The organism is Planctomicrobium aquicomposti, assembly GCF_051466325.1.
Classification (GTDB): domain Bacteria; phylum Planctomycetota; class Planctomycetia; order Planctomycetales; family Planctomycetaceae; genus Planctomicrobium.
Genome location: NZ_CP195792.1, coordinates 4,946,492 through 4,963,673 on the forward strand (window position 1 = coordinate 4,946,492; position 17,182 = coordinate 4,963,673).

Annotated in this window: 12 protein-coding genes and 1 tRNA gene; 5 read left to right on the forward strand and 8 right to left on the reverse strand. The window is 59.5% G+C overall.

Annotated features, from left to right (window positions below; translation table 11 throughout):
• Positions 1-149 precede the first annotated feature (149 nt).
• Genes SH664x_RS19125 through SH664x_RS19140 form a run of 4 tightly spaced genes read right to left on the reverse strand, consistent with a single transcriptional unit; the run spans position 150 to position 5,585 of the window.
• Positions 150-2,078: a hypothetical protein gene (locus SH664x_RS19125; protein ID WP_437203595.1), complete on the reverse strand. Its 1,929-nt coding sequence runs from the start codon at positions 2,076-2,078 to the stop codon at positions 150-152.
• Positions 2,079-2,088: 10 nt separating this feature from the next.
• Positions 2,089-4,071, reverse strand: coding sequence for an RAMP superfamily CRISPR-associated protein (locus SH664x_RS19130; protein WP_437203596.1), 1,983 nt, complete (start codon positions 4,069-4,071; stop codon positions 2,089-2,091).
• On the reverse strand, positions 4,064-4,714 hold the full coding sequence (locus SH664x_RS19135; protein ID WP_437203598.1) for a hypothetical protein: 651 nt from the start codon (positions 4,712-4,714) through the stop codon (positions 4,064-4,066). The genes SH664x_RS19130 and SH664x_RS19135 overlap by 8 nt, the downstream gene beginning before the upstream one ends.
• Entirely contained in the window at positions 4,674-5,585 is a 912-nt protein-coding gene (locus SH664x_RS19140) for a hypothetical protein (RefSeq protein ID WP_437203599.1), read from the reverse strand. Before SH664x_RS19140 ends, SH664x_RS19135 begins: the two co-directional genes overlap by 41 nt.
• An 827-nt stretch (positions 5,586-6,412) precedes the next feature.
• On the opposite strand from SH664x_RS19140, the gene SH664x_RS19145 reads away from it, so the two are divergent.
• Together SH664x_RS19145 and SH664x_RS19150 are read left to right on the forward strand one after the other, a co-directional pair.
• The gene (locus tag SH664x_RS19145; RefSeq protein ID WP_437203601.1) at positions 6,413-6,745 is read left to right on the forward strand and encodes a transposase; all 333 of its coding nucleotides are present in this window, start codon (positions 6,413-6,415) and stop codon (positions 6,743-6,745) included.
• A 474-nt stretch (positions 6,746-7,219) separates the two neighbouring features.
• Positions 7,220-7,702: a hypothetical protein gene (locus SH664x_RS19150; protein WP_437203603.1), complete on the forward strand. Its 483-nt coding sequence runs from the start codon at positions 7,220-7,222 to the stop codon at positions 7,700-7,702.
• A gap of 255 nt (positions 7,703-7,957) precedes the next feature.
• On the opposite strand, the gene SH664x_RS19155 is transcribed toward SH664x_RS19150, so the two are convergent.
• Positions 7,958-8,030: transfer RNA gene (locus SH664x_RS19155), tRNA-Asn, on the reverse strand.
• Positions 8,031-8,644: 614 nt separating this feature from the next.
• Here SH664x_RS19155 and SH664x_RS19160 point away from each other — a divergent pair.
• Positions 8,645-9,817, forward strand: a complete 1,173-nt coding sequence (locus SH664x_RS19160) for a GNAT family N-acetyltransferase (RefSeq protein ID WP_437203605.1) — start codon at positions 8,645-8,647, stop codon at positions 9,815-9,817.
• 165 nt (positions 9,818-9,982) lie between these two features.
• On the opposite strand, the gene SH664x_RS19165 is transcribed toward SH664x_RS19160, so the two are convergent.
• Together SH664x_RS19165 and SH664x_RS19170 are read right to left on the reverse strand one after the other, a co-directional pair.
• Positions 9,983-10,330, reverse strand: a complete 348-nt coding sequence (locus SH664x_RS19165) for a hypothetical protein (RefSeq protein WP_437203607.1) — start codon at positions 10,328-10,330, stop codon at positions 9,983-9,985.
• Positions 10,317-11,171 carry a DUF1559 family PulG-like putative transporter gene (locus SH664x_RS19170; protein WP_437203609.1) on the reverse strand — a complete coding sequence of 285 codons (855 nt, stop codon included), beginning with the start codon at positions 11,169-11,171 and terminating at the stop codon, positions 10,317-10,319. Before SH664x_RS19170 ends, SH664x_RS19165 begins: the two co-directional genes overlap by 14 nt.
• Positions 11,172-11,543: 372 nt before the next feature.
• On the opposite strand from SH664x_RS19170, the gene SH664x_RS19175 reads away from it, so the two are divergent.
• Positions 11,544-12,311 carry an undecaprenyl-diphosphate phosphatase gene (locus tag SH664x_RS19175; RefSeq protein ID WP_437203611.1) on the forward strand — a complete coding sequence of 256 codons (768 nt, stop codon included), beginning with the start codon at positions 11,544-11,546 and terminating at the stop codon, positions 12,309-12,311.
• A 21-nt stretch (positions 12,312-12,332) separates the two neighbouring features.
• Here SH664x_RS19175 and SH664x_RS19180 read toward each other — a convergent pair whose 3' ends face one another.
• Positions 12,333-13,850, reverse strand: a complete 1,518-nt coding sequence (locus SH664x_RS19180; protein ID WP_437203612.1) for a carboxypeptidase M32 — start codon at positions 13,848-13,850, stop codon at positions 12,333-12,335.
• A gap of 632 nt (positions 13,851-14,482) precedes the next feature.
• Between SH664x_RS19180 and SH664x_RS19185 the strand changes: the two genes are divergently transcribed.
• Positions 14,483-17,086 (forward strand): zinc-dependent metalloprotease, encoded by a 2,604-nt coding sequence (locus tag SH664x_RS19185; protein ID WP_437203614.1) that lies wholly within the window; start codon positions 14,483-14,485, stop codon positions 17,084-17,086.
• Positions 17,087-17,182: the final 96 nt, after the last annotated feature.

Sequence of the window (17,182 nt, forward strand, 5' to 3'; positions counted from 1 at the left end):
CTTCTCGTTGACGGCATTGACGACAAACTCCTGCTTGTCTTTGATGTCGCGGACATCGAGATGGGAACCTAGCAGTCCTTTGAGCTTCTGCCATTCACGCGGTTTACCATCAAGGACGCGAACAGTGATGGAATGAGGTTTGTGCGGCATCAGCGCTGCTCCTTGGTGAGGGTGAAGCCGAGGATTTGGTTGTCGACGTACCACTCACGCAGCAATACGTTGCCATTTCCGGTATTTGCCGAGGAAAACCGCTGGAAGGCGTGAAGACGTGCGGGCCTATGGACGACGCGAGCTTGCTGCGCGTTGTCCTCCTCGTTGTCGATCTCCATGATGCAGGCGAAGCGCGGGCCATTCGACGTGCGGGCGGCACGCCAGACCGCACGCTCCGCATAAAAGGCGACCTCGTCGACGTGGAGTTTGTCATTTTCACCGGGCCATGCGTTTCCGAACGTCGCGGGTGGTGAATGCAAGTTGAGGTCGATGGTCGGATCGCACCACCACGCTACCAGTTTGTCGCCAAGCGCAGCTTTCGCGAGCTTCGCGGCTTCGCTGAGCGTGAGAACTTCCGTGATCGGGCCGTTCGTCGTTTTCACCCAAGCACCAGTATCGGCTGGGGGAGGGGGCCTTGAAGGCGAGCCAGTCGACGCTTGCTGGTGAGGCTCCTTCGGTTGTGCCCACGATCTCGTGGACTTCACGTCATGACTGATCCAGGGCTGCGCCTGCCAATGGCCTGCGCCCGCTCCACGCGTCTTGTGGCCGCCGATGAGCAGATGGCCAAGTGCTCCGAGCGCGACCTCGCGGTCGATGAGTTTACACAGCGGCTCGACCTCTTCCCGCGTCGCTCCGTCAACGACGATCCGCACCGGGAACGTCCCTTGCAGCAGTCGTACCGCGTCACGCTTCGAAGTTCCGAAGGTACTCGCCGAAAACTCGTCTTCCGCGTGCATATGCAGTTTTGCCGCCGACCACTTACCGTCGGCTCTCGCATCGCGGATCAGGATCCGGCTGCTTTGGTTGACCGTGCCGAATGCCTGACCCGCAGGGTCTTCCGCACCGACTTCGCCCTCCTGCACACGGTGCGGATCCTGAACGACGATTTTCCCAGCTTGCGCGTTCTCTTTACGAGAAAAAACGTGTCGGAGCGGCCCGCGCACGCTCGCACCAGGGAGCAAAGGGCGATCGTCCTCCATCAATAGCGCACGGTCGGTAGTCAATGCGTCAGGCGTGTTTGTGTTTGTTGCCCAGACTGGCTGGGCCCATGCACCGTCTCCCGTTGCCTGCACGGTTCGCTGGGTAGCGTGCGGGCTGACGGTGAACATGTCGAGCCCCCATGCCGTCCCATCGGGGTCGGGTTTGTATTCGCCGAACGAGATGGCCACATCGAGTGTGTGGAAACACCATGAACGTGTGGGCGCGACGACGGGCACAGTGACGGCGCTGACATGGGGCTCCCGTGGACGCCCCAGTTGAATCCATTGGTCATAGGTGAGTTCGTCGAAGCGGTATGCCTTCAGGTCCTCGATATGGCACCAGCCCAGCCCGCGCGCAACACCGCCGCCGAGCCAGCAGCGCTCCTTGGCCCAATGCTCCTGAAGCACGTAGCCGAGGATACCTTCTGCTTCGTGCCCTTCGTCCTCACGCAGTTCTTCCGGGATCTGCGACCAATCGACACGAAAGCTGAGTTGCCACTTCGTGCCCGCGGGGATGACTTCGCGGTCGTACAGCACCCCGTCTGCACAAGCCCCTGTCTTCTGGCGAATGCCGACACCGGCACGGATGCTTGAGTTAGCAACCGCAGTTGCGTCCGCGAATTCCCATGCCGAGCGGCGCAGGGCTCCGAACTTGATGTCATCGGAGACTGAACGCGGCAGTGGGTCGAAGAAACGCTTTGCCATCGCGACCGCCGCCCCCTTGAGGCCACGGCCGGCGAGCGTTGGAACCAATTTCCGGTGACCATTTGCAACCACTTCAACGAGTGCGAAAGGCAGATTCGCGCTGGTCTCGCGATCGAGGCCCGACACGGAGAGCGCCGAGTCCTGCACCAGAGTGGCTGTGAACAAGGTGAGCTTTGTCGTCATCGGACCTCCTTCATCTTCTTGCGGTCTCAGCACGCAGCCGTCGCACGAAGAAGCGGGCATAATGCTGTTGTTGGGGCGTCTCGATTTTGTTCAGCTCACCCAGAACCTCCTTCGCGTCTATTTGCCTCCAACTCTTGCTACCGGCCGTCGTCGGGGTCATGCGACTGGAGAGTGCGTTCGCGTCACCTCGTTCGAGATCGCCAACGAGGTCAAACCACTGCGAAAGGCTCGGTTTGCGCTCGCTTCCGCCGCCGGTCTCGGCGAGTGCCCTGTGGGCGTCGAACCACTTCTTCGTTGCTGCGGCGATCGCTTCCTCCGGGATGTCGGCGCCCGGCGTGGGTGCGGTGTTCGTTGGATTCCCGTTAGTTACACCGGGGAGCACAGAGTCGACGCGAAATCGGCCAAAACCCTCGTGTGTGCGCTCGCCGAGCCACTCGTTCTTCGCTGCCCGCAGCGCGAGCTTTGCAACGCCCGCGCCTGACACCTCGAACACGGAGCCGCGTCGAATTGCCGCGGCCGGCATTCGCCACAAGCGTGAGGTGCCGTTGAAGCCGTGGACCATGACGGTATCTTGCAATTCCCGATGTCTGCCCCCCTCTGTCTTCACAATGGTGATGTCTTCAGTCCCCACCACCTCATGCAGCGCCTTCTCGTCGAGGGTCGTCCGCCATCTCAGGCACTCATCACGCACGAGGAGGTCGGAAGTCAGAATGAGCAGCGCCCTGTCCGTGGTTTTTGTCACAGCAGGAGCTTTTGACCATGCGAGTTGGGCCACTTCGACCGGCGCCCCTGCGCGCCCCACACGCAGCCAGCGGCGCCCTTCGAGCACGGCCGCGAGCTTCTCCGCAACCTTCTTCAGGTCCTCTGGCGATCCATGCAGCTCCGCGAGGAAGTACGTCTCCTCCACGATCTGCACCATGGCGAAGAGCGACGTATCGGCCTGTTTAGGATCGGGCCTCCCGTTGCGTATTCGCACTCGGAGGGCCGGGCGGAACGCCACCCATTCGTCGCTCGCGCCAGCGCGGGAGACGAAGAGATCGTCTTCGGGACGCTTGAGCTTTTCCTTGTTTTGCCTCTTCCTCTCGGCCTCCGCAGTCCAGGCGTCGATCCGTTGAATGGGCGCAGTTGGCTGTGCCCACCAGGGGACATCACCTGCTGCACCGTGGGGTTTCGTACTCTGAAGTGACAGGGGCGCAGGCAGTACCTCCAGACCATCGAGATCTGCTGGCACTTGACCGGGGCCGCTGAAAGGAAGCGGCAGTGCGTCGCTCACCAGAACCTTTTGGGATGTGAAGAGCGCGGCCGTTGCGGGATCGCCCTCGGCGATCAGCCAGGAAGCCAGAGAGCCAAGCAGCGCACGACCCGGCACGAATGCGAGGCTCGGGATCAAGTTGCCCGGCGTCGCTGTCGCCGTGATGCAAAGTGGATCGCGGTTCTTTAAGAGGAGTGTCAGGCGATCCGTCGCTGCGCCAACTTTACGCGTCGGGGGTGTGATCTTTGAGAGCGAGAGCTGCACCCGACCAGCACCGGTCGAGCGCCCGCCGCCAAGTGCGTCGACCTGTTGTACGAGCCGCTTCAACGTGGGCAAGTCACTCACGGGCAGTTCAACCTCACCGATAAGCTGCGTCCCCTTGGGCACGAACTCGATGACCCGCAGTGTCTCATCCTTCGGAGCACGATTGTCGAAGCTCTCGCGTGCGGTCGAGCACCAGATACGACTCTCGGGGCTCTTCGTCGCATACAGCGACGTGAACACGGCGCGTTGTTGATCGCCTCCGGACCGTCCGAAGAACTTTTCCGCCTCTTGGTCGCCACCACGCCTGCGCGCCGCGTCGCGCAATACACCCTCGATGTGCGAGGCCCAGACCACAGGCCGGTTTTCGCGGTCGCGGGCGATCAGAGCGTCAATCCCTCCTCCCCCCGAACCCGAGCCGAGGTGAGCGTCCGATTGAAACTCGGCGGTCAGACGACAGCGCACCCACTGGTTAGTCATTGGCGCCCCCCTGCTGAGAGTCAGCACACTCGACTTTACGACCGAGGCGAGCAATCTCGGTGATCTCGACCAGATCAAGTAGCGAGGTGATCCAGGCATGGCCCGCAGGTCGCCACGGCGTCGTTACGCCCGCGTTCTCAAGCAGATTCTTCGCCTCCTGTGGTAGTTCCGCAAATGCCAATTCCGAGAGCGCCCGCCCGCGGGGGAGTTGATCAACGAGATAGCGGAGCTGCGATCGCGGAACACGCTTGAGCTGCTCTGCTCTCTCCACGAGTCCTTGCAGCGAATTGAGCCCCTGTCCAAGTACATCGACCGGCCGCTGCGAGAGGACACGCAATTCGGTGCCGCTGCCGCGCAGCCAGTCTCGCTGACGCACCACTTCGGGGTCCTCAACCCACGAGGTGCTGTAGACGGCCCAGTCCACAACCGAGCGCTTAGCCTCGTCATCCCCCAGCCCGCGGAAGCGTCGTTTTGCGGAGCTGGCGAGTTGCTCGGCGACCTCGTGCAACCGATGAATCGGAATGGTGGGTTTGGCGATCACCACACCGACTCCGAGGGTCAGCTTGAAGTCAGTCCTGTTCTGCTGGAACGCGTCCAGCGTTTCACACAGCTTCACGACGAAGGGGAGCGCAACCCTGGGCACGGCATACCAGGAGCAGGTCGTCGCCACCGAGCATGAGGGGGACGAGAGGAGCGGGCGATTCGCCCTTACCGGCGACATCCTTGTCACACGCATCGTCAATGGCATCTTTCACCGCACGACGCAGGATCACGCGATTCATGTGAAAGAATGCCGCGTGTACGCTGTCGGGACTGTCTTTTGCGATGCCGCTGCCGACACCGTTGCCGTCGGCGTGGATGAGCGCGAGATAGCCGTTACCCGCCAGTTCCTTCAGCTCTTGCACAGGGTCTAAAAGCTTCAGCCTGGTCGTCGCGCCGAGCAGACTTGCAACATCCTTCATCTTCCAAGACGCATTCAGCTTCGCGACCTTATGCCGCCGCGCAACGTCGAGCGAGACTTCGCAAAGCTCGTCACCTTGTGCGACGGGGGTGGACGCGAGACCCCGTCCCGTCCACTCGCAGGGTGCCAGGACCGGCAACTCGGTCGAGAGACACACTTGGTTCCTGGTGCGTTGCTCTCCGTCCACTGTGATGCGAAACCGCAGGCCCGGCAGCGTCGTTCGGATGAGATGCTCGGCAGCGTCGGCAAAGGCATCGGCACCGTTTGCAAACTGTGCCTCAAAATGACCTCCGTCGCGTGCGAGGATGCCATCCCTTGCATCAGCGCCGGGATCATCGTGAGCCTGGAGCGGATCGTCCGGGTGGGCATCGGGGTATGCCTCACCATTGTTCTGCTTCAGCGTCCAGAGATGCCCAGCTTCTCGAGCCAGCTTCGGCAACTCCACCCGCAAAGTTTCGCCGAGGAGCGAATTGGCACCGACCATTGCGCGAAGTCGTGGCACTGCGAATAGCCAACTTTGCACGCGCTGTAGTTCGATATGGACACGCTTCATGACGGCCCTTTTTCAACGACACCTTATCCCGCGATTCCAACTTCATTCTTCATTGGAAATAACGAACAACACACCCGGAATTGAGTCGTCGAGAGCTTTGCCAAATCGCGGAATCGGATTTCCGGTCATCTGTGAAAGTTCCAGACGCTTACTCGTAGAGAACCGCCAAGACGACGCGGCGCAGCATCTTCGTACCGACCAGGACGCACGGAACCTGTCTGCCCAGATGCGAACATCTTTTAATGGCCGCCTCTTTCGCGCCGCCTTTGGACTTTCCCACGTTTGGCGGGCGATGCACCAAGCTTTGCAACCAGCCCCATAATCGATAGTTAGTCGTTGCCCCGTATCCAGAGAGGATCACTAGCACCGGAGAGCCGCCCTCATGCCATTCTTTGCACGGATATATCAGCTCCCAACTTGATAATCAAGACACAAAGCATTCCAGCCACATACTGACTTGACATCCTCTTTTAATTCGGTCGAAATCATTTTCAATTCGTTGTCCTGCATCAGCTGCGCCATCTTATCACTTAAAATTTATCCAGTGTCCGCCCATTCGATACTCTCCAGGTTACAGAGAAAGCATTGTACGATCCGAATTATTGAACCGGTAGAAGTTGGCCCGTTGGGTGTCACGAATTCGGGCAATCCCCCGAGGTGATGCCTCATCCCACAAACCCCGAGACCGCACTTCTGATTGGAGATAACATGCCTATTATTCTTTCTAAGGCGGTGTCCAATAAGAGGTGCCGGCGATCCGTTGGATGAGCGGTTATGTTTCGCAGTATGAAACGGAATTCGCACCCCACCGACCTGACCGATGCCCAATGGGAGCGCCCCCTCCGGGTTCCGCAGCCGAAGCCCGGCGGACACTCCCTGATTACACCCGTCGCAGAATCCTGAATGCCATTCTCTACCTGACGCGGAATGGCTGTGCCTGGCGTTGCCTGCCGCACGACCTGCCACCTTGGCGACATGGGCCATGGTGCAATGGTTGTGGTTGGTGCAGTTGGTCAAGCGCCCTGTCATCGGCTTCCAGTTCCTGCCCAAACGCGGGGCCGTGGAACGCATGTTTGGTTGGCTGGATCGCTCTTGACGATTGGCAAATCCATATGAACGCACTCCGGAAAGTGATCAAGCCTTCCTGCATGTCGCGATGATAAATTTGATGGTCAAACGCCTCGCATAACACACTTATTGGACTCCGGATAAGAGTCACCCCAAACTGGTCCGAATTCCGGGGTACACTTCAGTGGATCCGATGGGGCAGAATTATTCAGCGTCACCTCCTTGTTGCCTTCGAACAACCGGGCTCTGCCGGAGCTATTCAGGGGCACTTGAGAAAGATCGGTGACCGAATCCCTCGAACGCAATCAAAGTTTGGCGGCGACAAAGATGGGAAGCCGTTTGCTCGGCAACACGTCACATGAGTTTTGTAGTACCGAATCCACCTGGGAGAATTACATTGGGAGCAAGTGGGATGTCGTAACTCCCATGAACCGAACATCGATCGGAGGAAATTTGATCGTGTCCGGCGAAGGTTGAATGAGACCAATTGCAAGAAAACAAATTCCCGTCAGACACATGGTCGATGTGACATCTTGAGGGGACCTGTGCAGCATGGATGTGGGGCCATGACGACTCCCAAGAGCGCCAACAAAAAAAGGGGGGGGATACCACGACACATGCAGGCAGCACAATCACTTTGCCATCAAAACGGATTGCTCAGCTCCCACCATTCCAGCGGAGTCGTTAGAGAAGGCCATCCCTATCGCATCATCAGAATTGGCTTGGACGTTGAGAATCGGCAGGGGATTACCGAAGCAGCCAAGAGAGAAATCGATAGTGAAGGTCGCGAATCAGGATCGCGAATCGAATTCGCTCGGCTTCCCCTGACACGAATTCAAATGGACATTCGGAACTTGGTACAGGTGTTGACGCACACGGGAGCTGAGGGGATCGCCAGCGTCGGTGATGAGTTAAAAGAACTTGAAGAGGAGCAAAGTCGCCTGCAAGCGGAAATCAAGGGGTGGCTGAGCAGGAATCCCCGGCCAGCCAACCTCAAAAACCTGAACACAAGTTCACACAGGACTGAACTGACACTGGAGACATCCTGAGGGAGGCCGAACCTAAGAACAGCGGTCGATCCTGCACCACATCATTCAGTCGCTGGTGCTGACCTCCGGGGACCCGAAAGAGAAACGGGCCGACTATTCCCTGAGTCTGTCTCCGGCAGTCAAAGCGACCAGTTTCCTGTCGGATAATGGCCCCCGGAACCAGCCCTGACAACTAAAAAAGGACCGTGTCAGAAGCTGACAACGGTCCCAGTTTGTTAACCCCTGCAGCGAAAGTTCGCCGAGTGAGTGAAAGAGCTCCCCGAGTAGGGCTCGAACCTACGACCTACGGATTAACAGTCCGCCGCTCTACCGATTGAGCTATCGGGGAAAGTTGGGGCAGGTTAATGAGTTACGTTAACCGCCGCAAGCGGAATCCGGAGAGTCGCCCTGCAAAACCGGCAATTCTGACCGAACCCGCGTTCCAACACTGAACGTGTCGGGCTCGTCACTCTAGCAAAGCAGGCGGAATTGAATCAATCCGAAAGCCCGATTTTCAGCAACACGCACGGATCTCGGTTCTCCCCCGTCCCGCACCAGCCGATTTCGATACGTCCACACAGACGAATTTCGGAGTCCTGGCCCGACCTTGCCGCCCCCGCCCGGCACAACCGACACGACCATCCCACGTAAACATTGCTTTTCGATCCGCCCTCGTTCTTTTTCGGGCATCCCCCGGTCCATCTATTACGGTCGAAGAGGAGAGTCCCTGGGTGAACTCCAGAGTGTGGTCATTTCCACACGCTGCGTGCCGCCCGAAAACGTGGCCGGGCTCCAGCTATTTTGATTGTGAACACCCCTCGCCACATGCCAACGCCGGTGATTTCGTTAAGCAAACCACTGGCTGCGCACGTGCCCGAAAGAGAAACCGGGGCTCACCAGACAGAAGCCGGGGAGGGTGCACGCGCGCCGCTGCATGCTCCAGCAGGAACCTCAGAGAACAACGTGTTTTCCAGCACACTCCCCCCACTGAACGTCCGACTGCGACAACTCGCCGAGTTGCCCGCAGAGGTGGTTCATCAATGGCGGAGCCTCAGCTCAAGTGCCGCGGAACCGAATGTCTTCCTTGATCCAGATTTTCTGCTGCCGTTGACTCGAAACTTTCCTTCTGCCGAAACCCCGGCACTGTTGTCGGTCGAACAGCCTGACGGCCGGATGTTGCTGGCCACGTGCGTCGAGGCGGTCAGTTGGTCGACGGAGATCCCGTTTCCGCACCTGTCCGGCCTGCAGTCTCCCTACAGCTTCCGGGGAGGACTGCTGATCGATCGCGAGAACGCCGCTGCAGTCCTGAAGATGCTCTTTCAGCAGTTGGCGTCCACGCGTTACCGGCATGCGCTGAAGCTGCATGTCATGCGGCTCGATTCCGAACTGTATGCCCGCATCAGCCAGGGGGCCGCCGAACATGGAATTGACATCCGCACTCCGATGATCTGGAAGCGCGCAGCGCTCGACCTTCGGTCCTTGGGAGCAGGTACCGTTATTGAACTGTGCTGCTCCAAAACCCGCCGCAAGTCGCTCCGTGCAGCCCGACGGAAAATGGAAGAGCGCGGACCGCTCGCATTTCGCCTGTGCGGAACTCCGGAATCTCTCCCCGCTGCCACAGCCCGCTTCCTGCATCTTGAACAGCAGGGGTGGAAGCAGGACGAAGGGACAGCCATCGCCTGTCGACCCGCCGACCGGAAGTTTTTCGAAGAGATGATCACCGCCCTGGGCGAACGAAGTCAGGTGTTGTTCGGAGAGCTGCTGTGCGGAGATCAGGTGATCGCTTCCACCTGTAATCTGATTTCCGGGAACATGCTGTTCGCCTTCAAGATCGGCTGGGACCAGAAGTTCGCCGACGGCAGTCCCGGCATGTGGGCCGAGTTCGAATTGCTGGAAGCACTCCGCACCGAGCGACCGGATATTCGGTTTCTCGACAGCTGCTCGCGTCCCGGCTCGTACCTCGAAAAGTTCTGGAACGGTACGATGATTCTGGGGGAAGTCAATCTGCTGCAGTCACGCCGCGCGAAGGTGCTCACGCGGCTGCAATCCTCGCTGCGGACCGCCAAACGGCAGATCGTCATCTCCATCGACGAAGCGGACCCGTTTGCACTGCTGGAGCCGCTCGGCCTCGGTTAGAGCAGGTCGCTTTTTCCAGTCGCCGCGCAGCAAGCGTTCGTCTGGTCGAATGCGTCCATCCGCTTGGGAAGGACGGGGAAACAGGCAGATGTCGTTAGCTCCAGCGGCCGCGATGTGAGCGATTCTGATTGCGTGTCCTTCAGAGACCTCCGCACGGTTTGCGTGTCAGGGATACGGCTGTGCTGAGTCGGGAACCGGTCCCGTCATCGCGAGCGGAGTTTTCGATTTGGGACAGCGTGCCGCTTCGGGATGGTGCTGACGAACCTCCACCGGCGGGACCACATGCCAGACCCGACATCGGCTGCAATACATTCCGGGCATCAGTGTTTTTGTGCCCGATTGCGGATGGGGTGCCGGGATCGCCGGGAGCTGCTGCGCGACGAACACCTCGCCGGTTTTGTTGTCGACCAGGACGAGAGGCGGCTCACCTGTGTCAACGGGAGTTCCCCCCTGACATCCGGCCATTGCCAGCAGAATCAATAGCACGCAACGGACAGGACTATTCGCGGTCATACCACTCATCCTGCCGGAGCGGATCACTCAGGTTGTCACCGATATAGCCGAGCCGCTCCTTCTCCATGCGGGCATAATCGTTGATTCCAAAGAGATCCGGTCCTTTCCAGAAGCCGAACCCACGGGTCTCAACGTGTCCATCGAGAAAGGCCACGTTCGCGGAATCCGCATGTCGGAAGTGGACGCAGGGGAAGTCCTGACTGGGAGGCTCCAGCGGCCCCAGATTCTCCTGCAGAATCCCCGGCTTGCTATAGATCGCCGCGCTGTCGGCAAAGGCGATCGTCAGCGAGGTCGACATCACGTCCCGCAGTCGGCGTGTCGCCGGCTCTTTGGAATAGCCGACCGGATAAGTACTGTAGTCCCAGCCATCCGCCCGCGAGAGATAACGGGAGTTGTAGGCATATCCCGTGGCCGGGCGTTCGAACCGGACGTAGTCGACTCGATTCGCGGCAAAGTTGGGACACTGAAAAGCGTCGTAGCTCGTCTCCAGATAGGGAGCGAGAGGCCCCTTGGTGTAGTCCAGCTGCTTCTTGCCGTCCGGCTCTTCGTTATTGACGACGCCAAACCAGTACTGAGAGGCCCCTGTTCCATAGGTTCCGTTAATGACGTCGGCCAGCTGCTTCTGATTTTCAATCACGAACGGCACCAGATGCTCGGCATGCGTCCCGGCGTAGTTGTGGAGCGCCAGCGTCAGTTGTTTGAGATGATTCCGGCACTGAGTTCGACGGGCCGCCTCACGCGCCTGCTGAACGGCCGGCAGCAACAGGGCAATCAGCACCGCAATTATCGCGATCACCACCAGCAGCTCGATCAGCGTGAAGCCTCGCTGTTGTTTTCGCATGACGTCTCAATCCTCTGGCCGTGTCTCAATCTGTTCATTCAGGGCGCACCGGCGATTCTATGTCAGGGGCATGCGTCGAGGAAGCTGGTCGAAGCCCCACCCGCGTCGACCGTGGCCAGTCCCGCATTTCAACAGAATCTGATCCGTTCCTCAGAACAAACCCCGCTCCCGGGCGCGGCGGAGCGGCAATCCACAGCGACCGGACCGGCCTAGGATCAGAAATCCGCATCCGCTATCGTCCGACGGCAGCATGACCTGAGCTTCGCCCCATTGGATCTCCAACGGATGGAAACGTCCCGTTCGGGAGCGTCCGTTGTGGCGGACCTTTCTGTGTCGATCGGCACAGTGCCACACATCACGGAAGAGCAACACATGGCATTCTGGGAAATTATTCTACTGGGAATTGTGCAGGGGATTTCCGAATTCCTGCCGATCAGCTCCGACGGCCATCTGGTCATCATCGAGGCGCTGCTCGGCCATAAGACCGAGAACCTCGCGCTCAACATCGCGCTCCATTTCGGCACGCTGATGTCGATCCTGCTGGTCTTCCGGAAGGACATATTGCCGACGCTCAAACAGCCCAAACTGGTGCTGGCGGTGATTGTCGCGACCCTGCCGGTTGTCGTCGCGGCCGCGCTGTTTGGCGATCTGTTCAAGTGGGCCTCCAATCAACCCCTGATGGCCGGACTGGGCCTGCTGTACACCGCCGCGCTGCTGTTCCTCACTCCCAAAATCGACAACGGCACCCGTGATCTGGGCGAGATTCGACTGACAGACGCCCTGATCATCGGCATTTTTCAGGCTGCGGCCCCCCTCCCCGGGATCTCTCGCTCCGGTAGTACCATCGTGGCGGCCATGCTGATGGGGATTCGTCGGGATGCGGCCGCCAAGTTCTCGTTCTACATCGCCGTCCCTGCGATTGCGGGAGCCGTGATGAAAGAACTGCTGTTCGAGAATCCGCCCATGACCGTCAGTCTGAACTCTCTCGCAGCCGGAACACTGGCGGCGTTTCTGGTCGGCGTCGTGTCGCTGGCGGTGCTGCTGAAAATCGTCAACGCCGGCCGGCTGAACTGGTTCGGCTGGTATGTCCTCGTGCTGGGGATTATCACCATCATCGCCAGTCAGCAGGGCTGGATCTGAGGTTCAGGGACGCAACGCGGGTCAGAGTCCGTACAGCTCGCCGAACTTCAGACTGAGATGCCGCAGCAGCGGTTCTGAAGTGAGCGGCTTGCCGGTGACGACTTCCACCAGTCGTGTGGCAGGCAATCGACGACCTTCAGAGTGAATGTTCTTCCGCAACCAGCCCTTGAGGGGCTCGAACTCTCCCCGGCGGAACTGATTCGCGAGGTCTCCCAGATCGGACTGGGCCTGATCGAAGAACTGGCTGGCGAACATATTTCCCAGGGAATACGTGGGGAAATAGCCGAATAACCCTGCGCTCCAGTGCACGTCCTGCAGGCAGCCGAGCGCGTCATCGGGAGGAGTCATCGCAAAATACTGGGTAAACCGCTCGTTCCAGGCGGTCGGCAGGTCCGCGACAGCCAGCGTTCCGTCAATCAGCTGCTGTTCCAGTTCGAACCGCAGCATGATGTGCAGGTTGTAGGTCACCTCATCCGCTTCCACCCGAATCCAGCTCGGGCGCACATCATTGATCGCCCGGTAGAAATCTTCGATCGAGACATCCCGCAGGGCCCCCGGGAAAGTGGCCTGTGCGTGCGGATAAAAATGGTCCCAGAACGGTCGGCTGCGACCGACGAGATTCTCCCACATCCGGGACTGCGATTCATGGATTCCCAGCGAACAGGCATCGCCGGCCGCCAGTCCGAAACTGGAGGCGGGCAACCCCTGTTCATAGATGCCGTGTCCCGCTTCATGCAGCGTCCCGAAGAACGAACCCGAGAAATGGTATTCGTCGTAACGGGTCGTCAGTCGGCAGTCCCCCGGGCCGATGCCGGTGCAGAAGGGATGCGCAGCGATGTCGAGTCGACCGGCGTCGAAGTCGAAGCCAATCGCCTTGGCGGCTGCGAGACTCAACGCCTTCTGGGCCTCGACTGGATAATGCCGCTCCAGCAGTGCGGGATCGGCCTGCCGACCTGATGACTGAATGGCCGCCACCAGTTGCACCAGTGGCTCGCGCAGCTCATCGAAGGCGGCTTGCACTTCGGTGACGGTAGCACCCTGCTCATAATCATCCAGCAGGGCATCGTAGCGGACTCCGCTGGCAGCACCGAGCGCATCCGCCTCTTCCTGCTTCAGGGCGACGATCTTTTCCAGCCAGGGTTGAAACGTTCCGAAATCCTTGCGGCTGCGGGCTTCGACCCAGGCCTGCTGGGAGAGCGTGGTGACACGTGACAGTTCTTCCACGAGACGTTTGGGAAGGCGGGTCGAGCGTTCGAAGTTCCGGCGGGCATCGCGGACGTTGGCGGCGGCTGCGGAGTCTGGCCCCCCCGGCAGGGACCCTTCCGGCAGCTGATCCAGCAACGCCCCCAGCTCCGGCGACGTCGCCCGGTCATGGGCCAGTCCCGCGAGCAGAGCCAGCTGGTTGGCCCGGTGCTCGGCCCCCTGGTGTGGGAGGTTGGTCTGTTCATCCCAGCTCAGCAGGGCTCCACAGGATCGCAGCAACGCCAGCTGCTGAAGGTTTTCAACCAGTGAGTGGTAAGCCTGGGGCAGGTCGCTCATCCGTGCATACTCCGAATTCGAACGGTTTTCCAAGTGGCCTGAAATCATAGAGTCCCCGCTGCGAACGGAACATCGTCCGGACGAAAAACTGCAGGAGCTCCCTTCCTCGGCGGTGAGACGCAAGAGACGACGACAAAAAGCCTTGCAGCGCCATTCCCGTCGCGCAGACCTTCTGGAGGGGAATCACATTCCCGTCAGGCGGGTTCGAAAATCGGAGCGCATTCGTACTGGACCGACACTTGTCCCATGCGAATGATTTGAACGGTCCAAGTGAGGGGGTTTCCGATCTCGAAGCCAGAGATTGGGGGTCGGGAACCCCTGACAACAACTTCCTCAGCAGGCCGAAGTTTCCGCTGAGCCGACGTCCAAATGGGGACGAGACGAATCGTCGAAGCGGCTCGGCGCAAGCTTCGGCCTGCTCCTTTTAATACGGTCGGACCAAATCTGCCGACCTGCCTTCCGTTGCAAATCGGCAACTGCCGGTCGCAACCTGCGAATTCCCATCCTGATCTGCGGGCATCTCCCGCCCGAAATCCGGATCCCGCGACGATCTTTGTGAAAACTGCTAAAGTTTAACGATTGGAAAATCCTGGCAAACTGCAATGCGCCCCTCCGGGGCTGGAGTTTGGTTTATGGCACGACGTTGCGCCTGCATCCTGTTTCTGTTGTTCGCGGCTGGAAACCTGTACGCACAGGCACCGGCAGCCAGCACGGAAGCCGCGAAATCGAAATTCGACCAGCTGACCGACAAAAAGAAAAAAGTCGAAGGGATGTGGACGCTGTACCACACCGACCAGCAACTGCTGGTCGAGCTCTCACCGAGCGCCCTCGCCAAGGACTACATCGTCATTCCCTCGATTTCCAAAGGGATCAGCCGCGGGCTGGTCCTCGGCGGCATGTCATGGGGCTTCGGCGAAGACGTCATCTGGGGCTTCAAGAAAACCGAAGAGAAGCTGTTCGTCCTGCAGCGCAACGTGCGGTTCCGTGCCAAAGCCGGAACCCCGGAAGCCAGTGCAGTTCAGCTGGCTTACAGCGACAGCATCCTGTATTCCCTCCCCATTCTCGCGAAATCCCCCAGCGGGGGAATCCTCGTCGACATGACGTCGATCTTCATGAGCGATGATCAGGAAATCGGCAGCAGCATCGGCCCCGGATTCCGCTTTGCCAGTGACCGCTCCACGATCGCCACGCTGAAAGGGTTCCAGGAAAACGTCGAACTGCAGATCAATGCGGTGTATTCCGGCTCCTTCCCGATCGACACCGTCCCCAGTTCCCGTGGGGTGCAGGTGGGGGTGCACTACAGTATCAGCGTGCTCCCCCCGGTCGGCGCCAATGGCTACAAGCCCCGCGTCGCCGACAATCGGGTCGGCTACTTCGTCACCGCCATCAAGGATTTCTCGGACAAGGACGATCCCGATCACTTTGTCCGTTACATCAACCGCTGGAACCTGAAGAAGAAGGACGACAGCGCCGACCTGTCTCCTCCGGAAGCTCCGATCAAGTTCTACATGGAAAATACCGTCCCCGTTTACCTGCGGCCGACCGTGGCTGCCGGGATTCTGGAATGGAACAAAGCCTTCGAGAAGCTGGGAATCTGGGGCGCGATTCAGGTTCAGCAGCAGGAAGCCGATCCGAACTTCGATCCCGAGAATATCCACTACAACACGTTCCGCTGGATGACCGCCGAGGCGCGATTCGCCATGGGCCCCTCGCGGATCGATCTGCGGACTGGTCAGATTCTGGATGCCGACATCATTTTCGATGCCAGCTTCCTCGACAGCTGGAGCCGCCGCTGGGAAACCTTCCGCGGACTCGACGATCCGAAGAAACGGGTGGCCATGTCACCCGAAGAGGCCCTCGGCCTGCTGCGGGAAGATCTACATGCCCACACCTGCACCTACTGCCAGGATATGCATCATCAACGCGGGTTCGCAGCCGCCACCTTCATGGCGATTGGCGCCACGCCAGACGGCAATCTCCCCAAGGACTTCATCCACGAGGGGCTGAAAGAAGTCGTGATGCACGAAGTCGGTCACACCCTCGGATTGCGACACAACTTCAAAGCCAGCACCTGGAAGTCATTAAGCGATATCAACAACCCGGAAACCGGTCGTAAAGAGGGCATCGTCGCCAGCGTGATGGACTACAACCCGCCCAATATCTCGCTCGATCGCGAAAAACAGGGGCTGTACTACACCCAGACCATTGGCCCCTATGACTACTGGGCCATCGAGTACGGCTATAAGCCGATCTCCGGCAATGAGAAGGAAGAGCTGAAGAAAATCGCGGCCCGATCCAGCGAACCGGCACTTGCTTACTCCACCGATGAAGATACCCGCTTCGTCGATCCCGACCCGTTGTCCAATCGCTTCGACCTCGGAAACGATCCGCTGGAGTTCGTTCGTCGTCAGATGGAACAGTCGACCCAGCTGCTGCCCAAAGTCGTCGACAAGGCCGTCAAGCCGGGTGAAGGCTATGAACGGGCACGGCAGGCCTTCGTGCTGTTGTTCGAAGAATACTGGCGGGCCGCCAATCTGGCTGCCCGTTACCCGGGGGGGATTCTGCTGAGCCGTCAGCATAAGACCGCAGAAAATCCCAAAGCTCCCTTCGAAATCGTTCCGGCCGAAAAACAGCGGGAAGCGATGAAGCTGCTCGCCTCTTCCGCGTTTGCTCCGCCGACGATCAATGGTCCTGACCTGAACTATCTGGGAATCTCCCGCTGGAACCACTGGGGAACCTCGGATCCGCTCCGTCTCGATTATCCGATCCACGACAACATGCTGATGGCTCAGGAAGGAATCCTGAACAAGCTGCTCAGTTCGTATGTGCTGACCCGCATCCTCGACAGCGAGTTCAAATCGCCTGCCGACAAAGATGCCTATACCCTCGCCGAACACATGCAGCTGCTGACCGACAGCGTATTTGCCGAGTGGAAACAGGCTCCTGGAGATCGCAAGATCGACAACCGGAATCCGTTGATCACCAGTTTCCGCCGGAATCTGCAGCGATCGGCTATTCAACGTCTCGGACAGCTGCTGACGCAGGGCTATGGAGCCCCCAGCGATGCCCGCACGCTCACCCGCATGCACCTGCAACAGTTGCGGGATGCGGCGGACAAGCTGCTGAAGACCGAGAACATCACCCTGGATGACTACACCCGGGCTCACCTTCAGGATTCGGTCGCCCGTATCGACATTGCCCTGAAGCCGGAACTGATCGTGCCGTCGGTCAACTGAGGCCCGGCCAGCGGTGCCCGTGGGGCACAAATCATCCTCTGAAGTTGGACCGTATCTCCGCCTGGAGCTGCGGTCCAACTTTTTATGCAGTAGGGG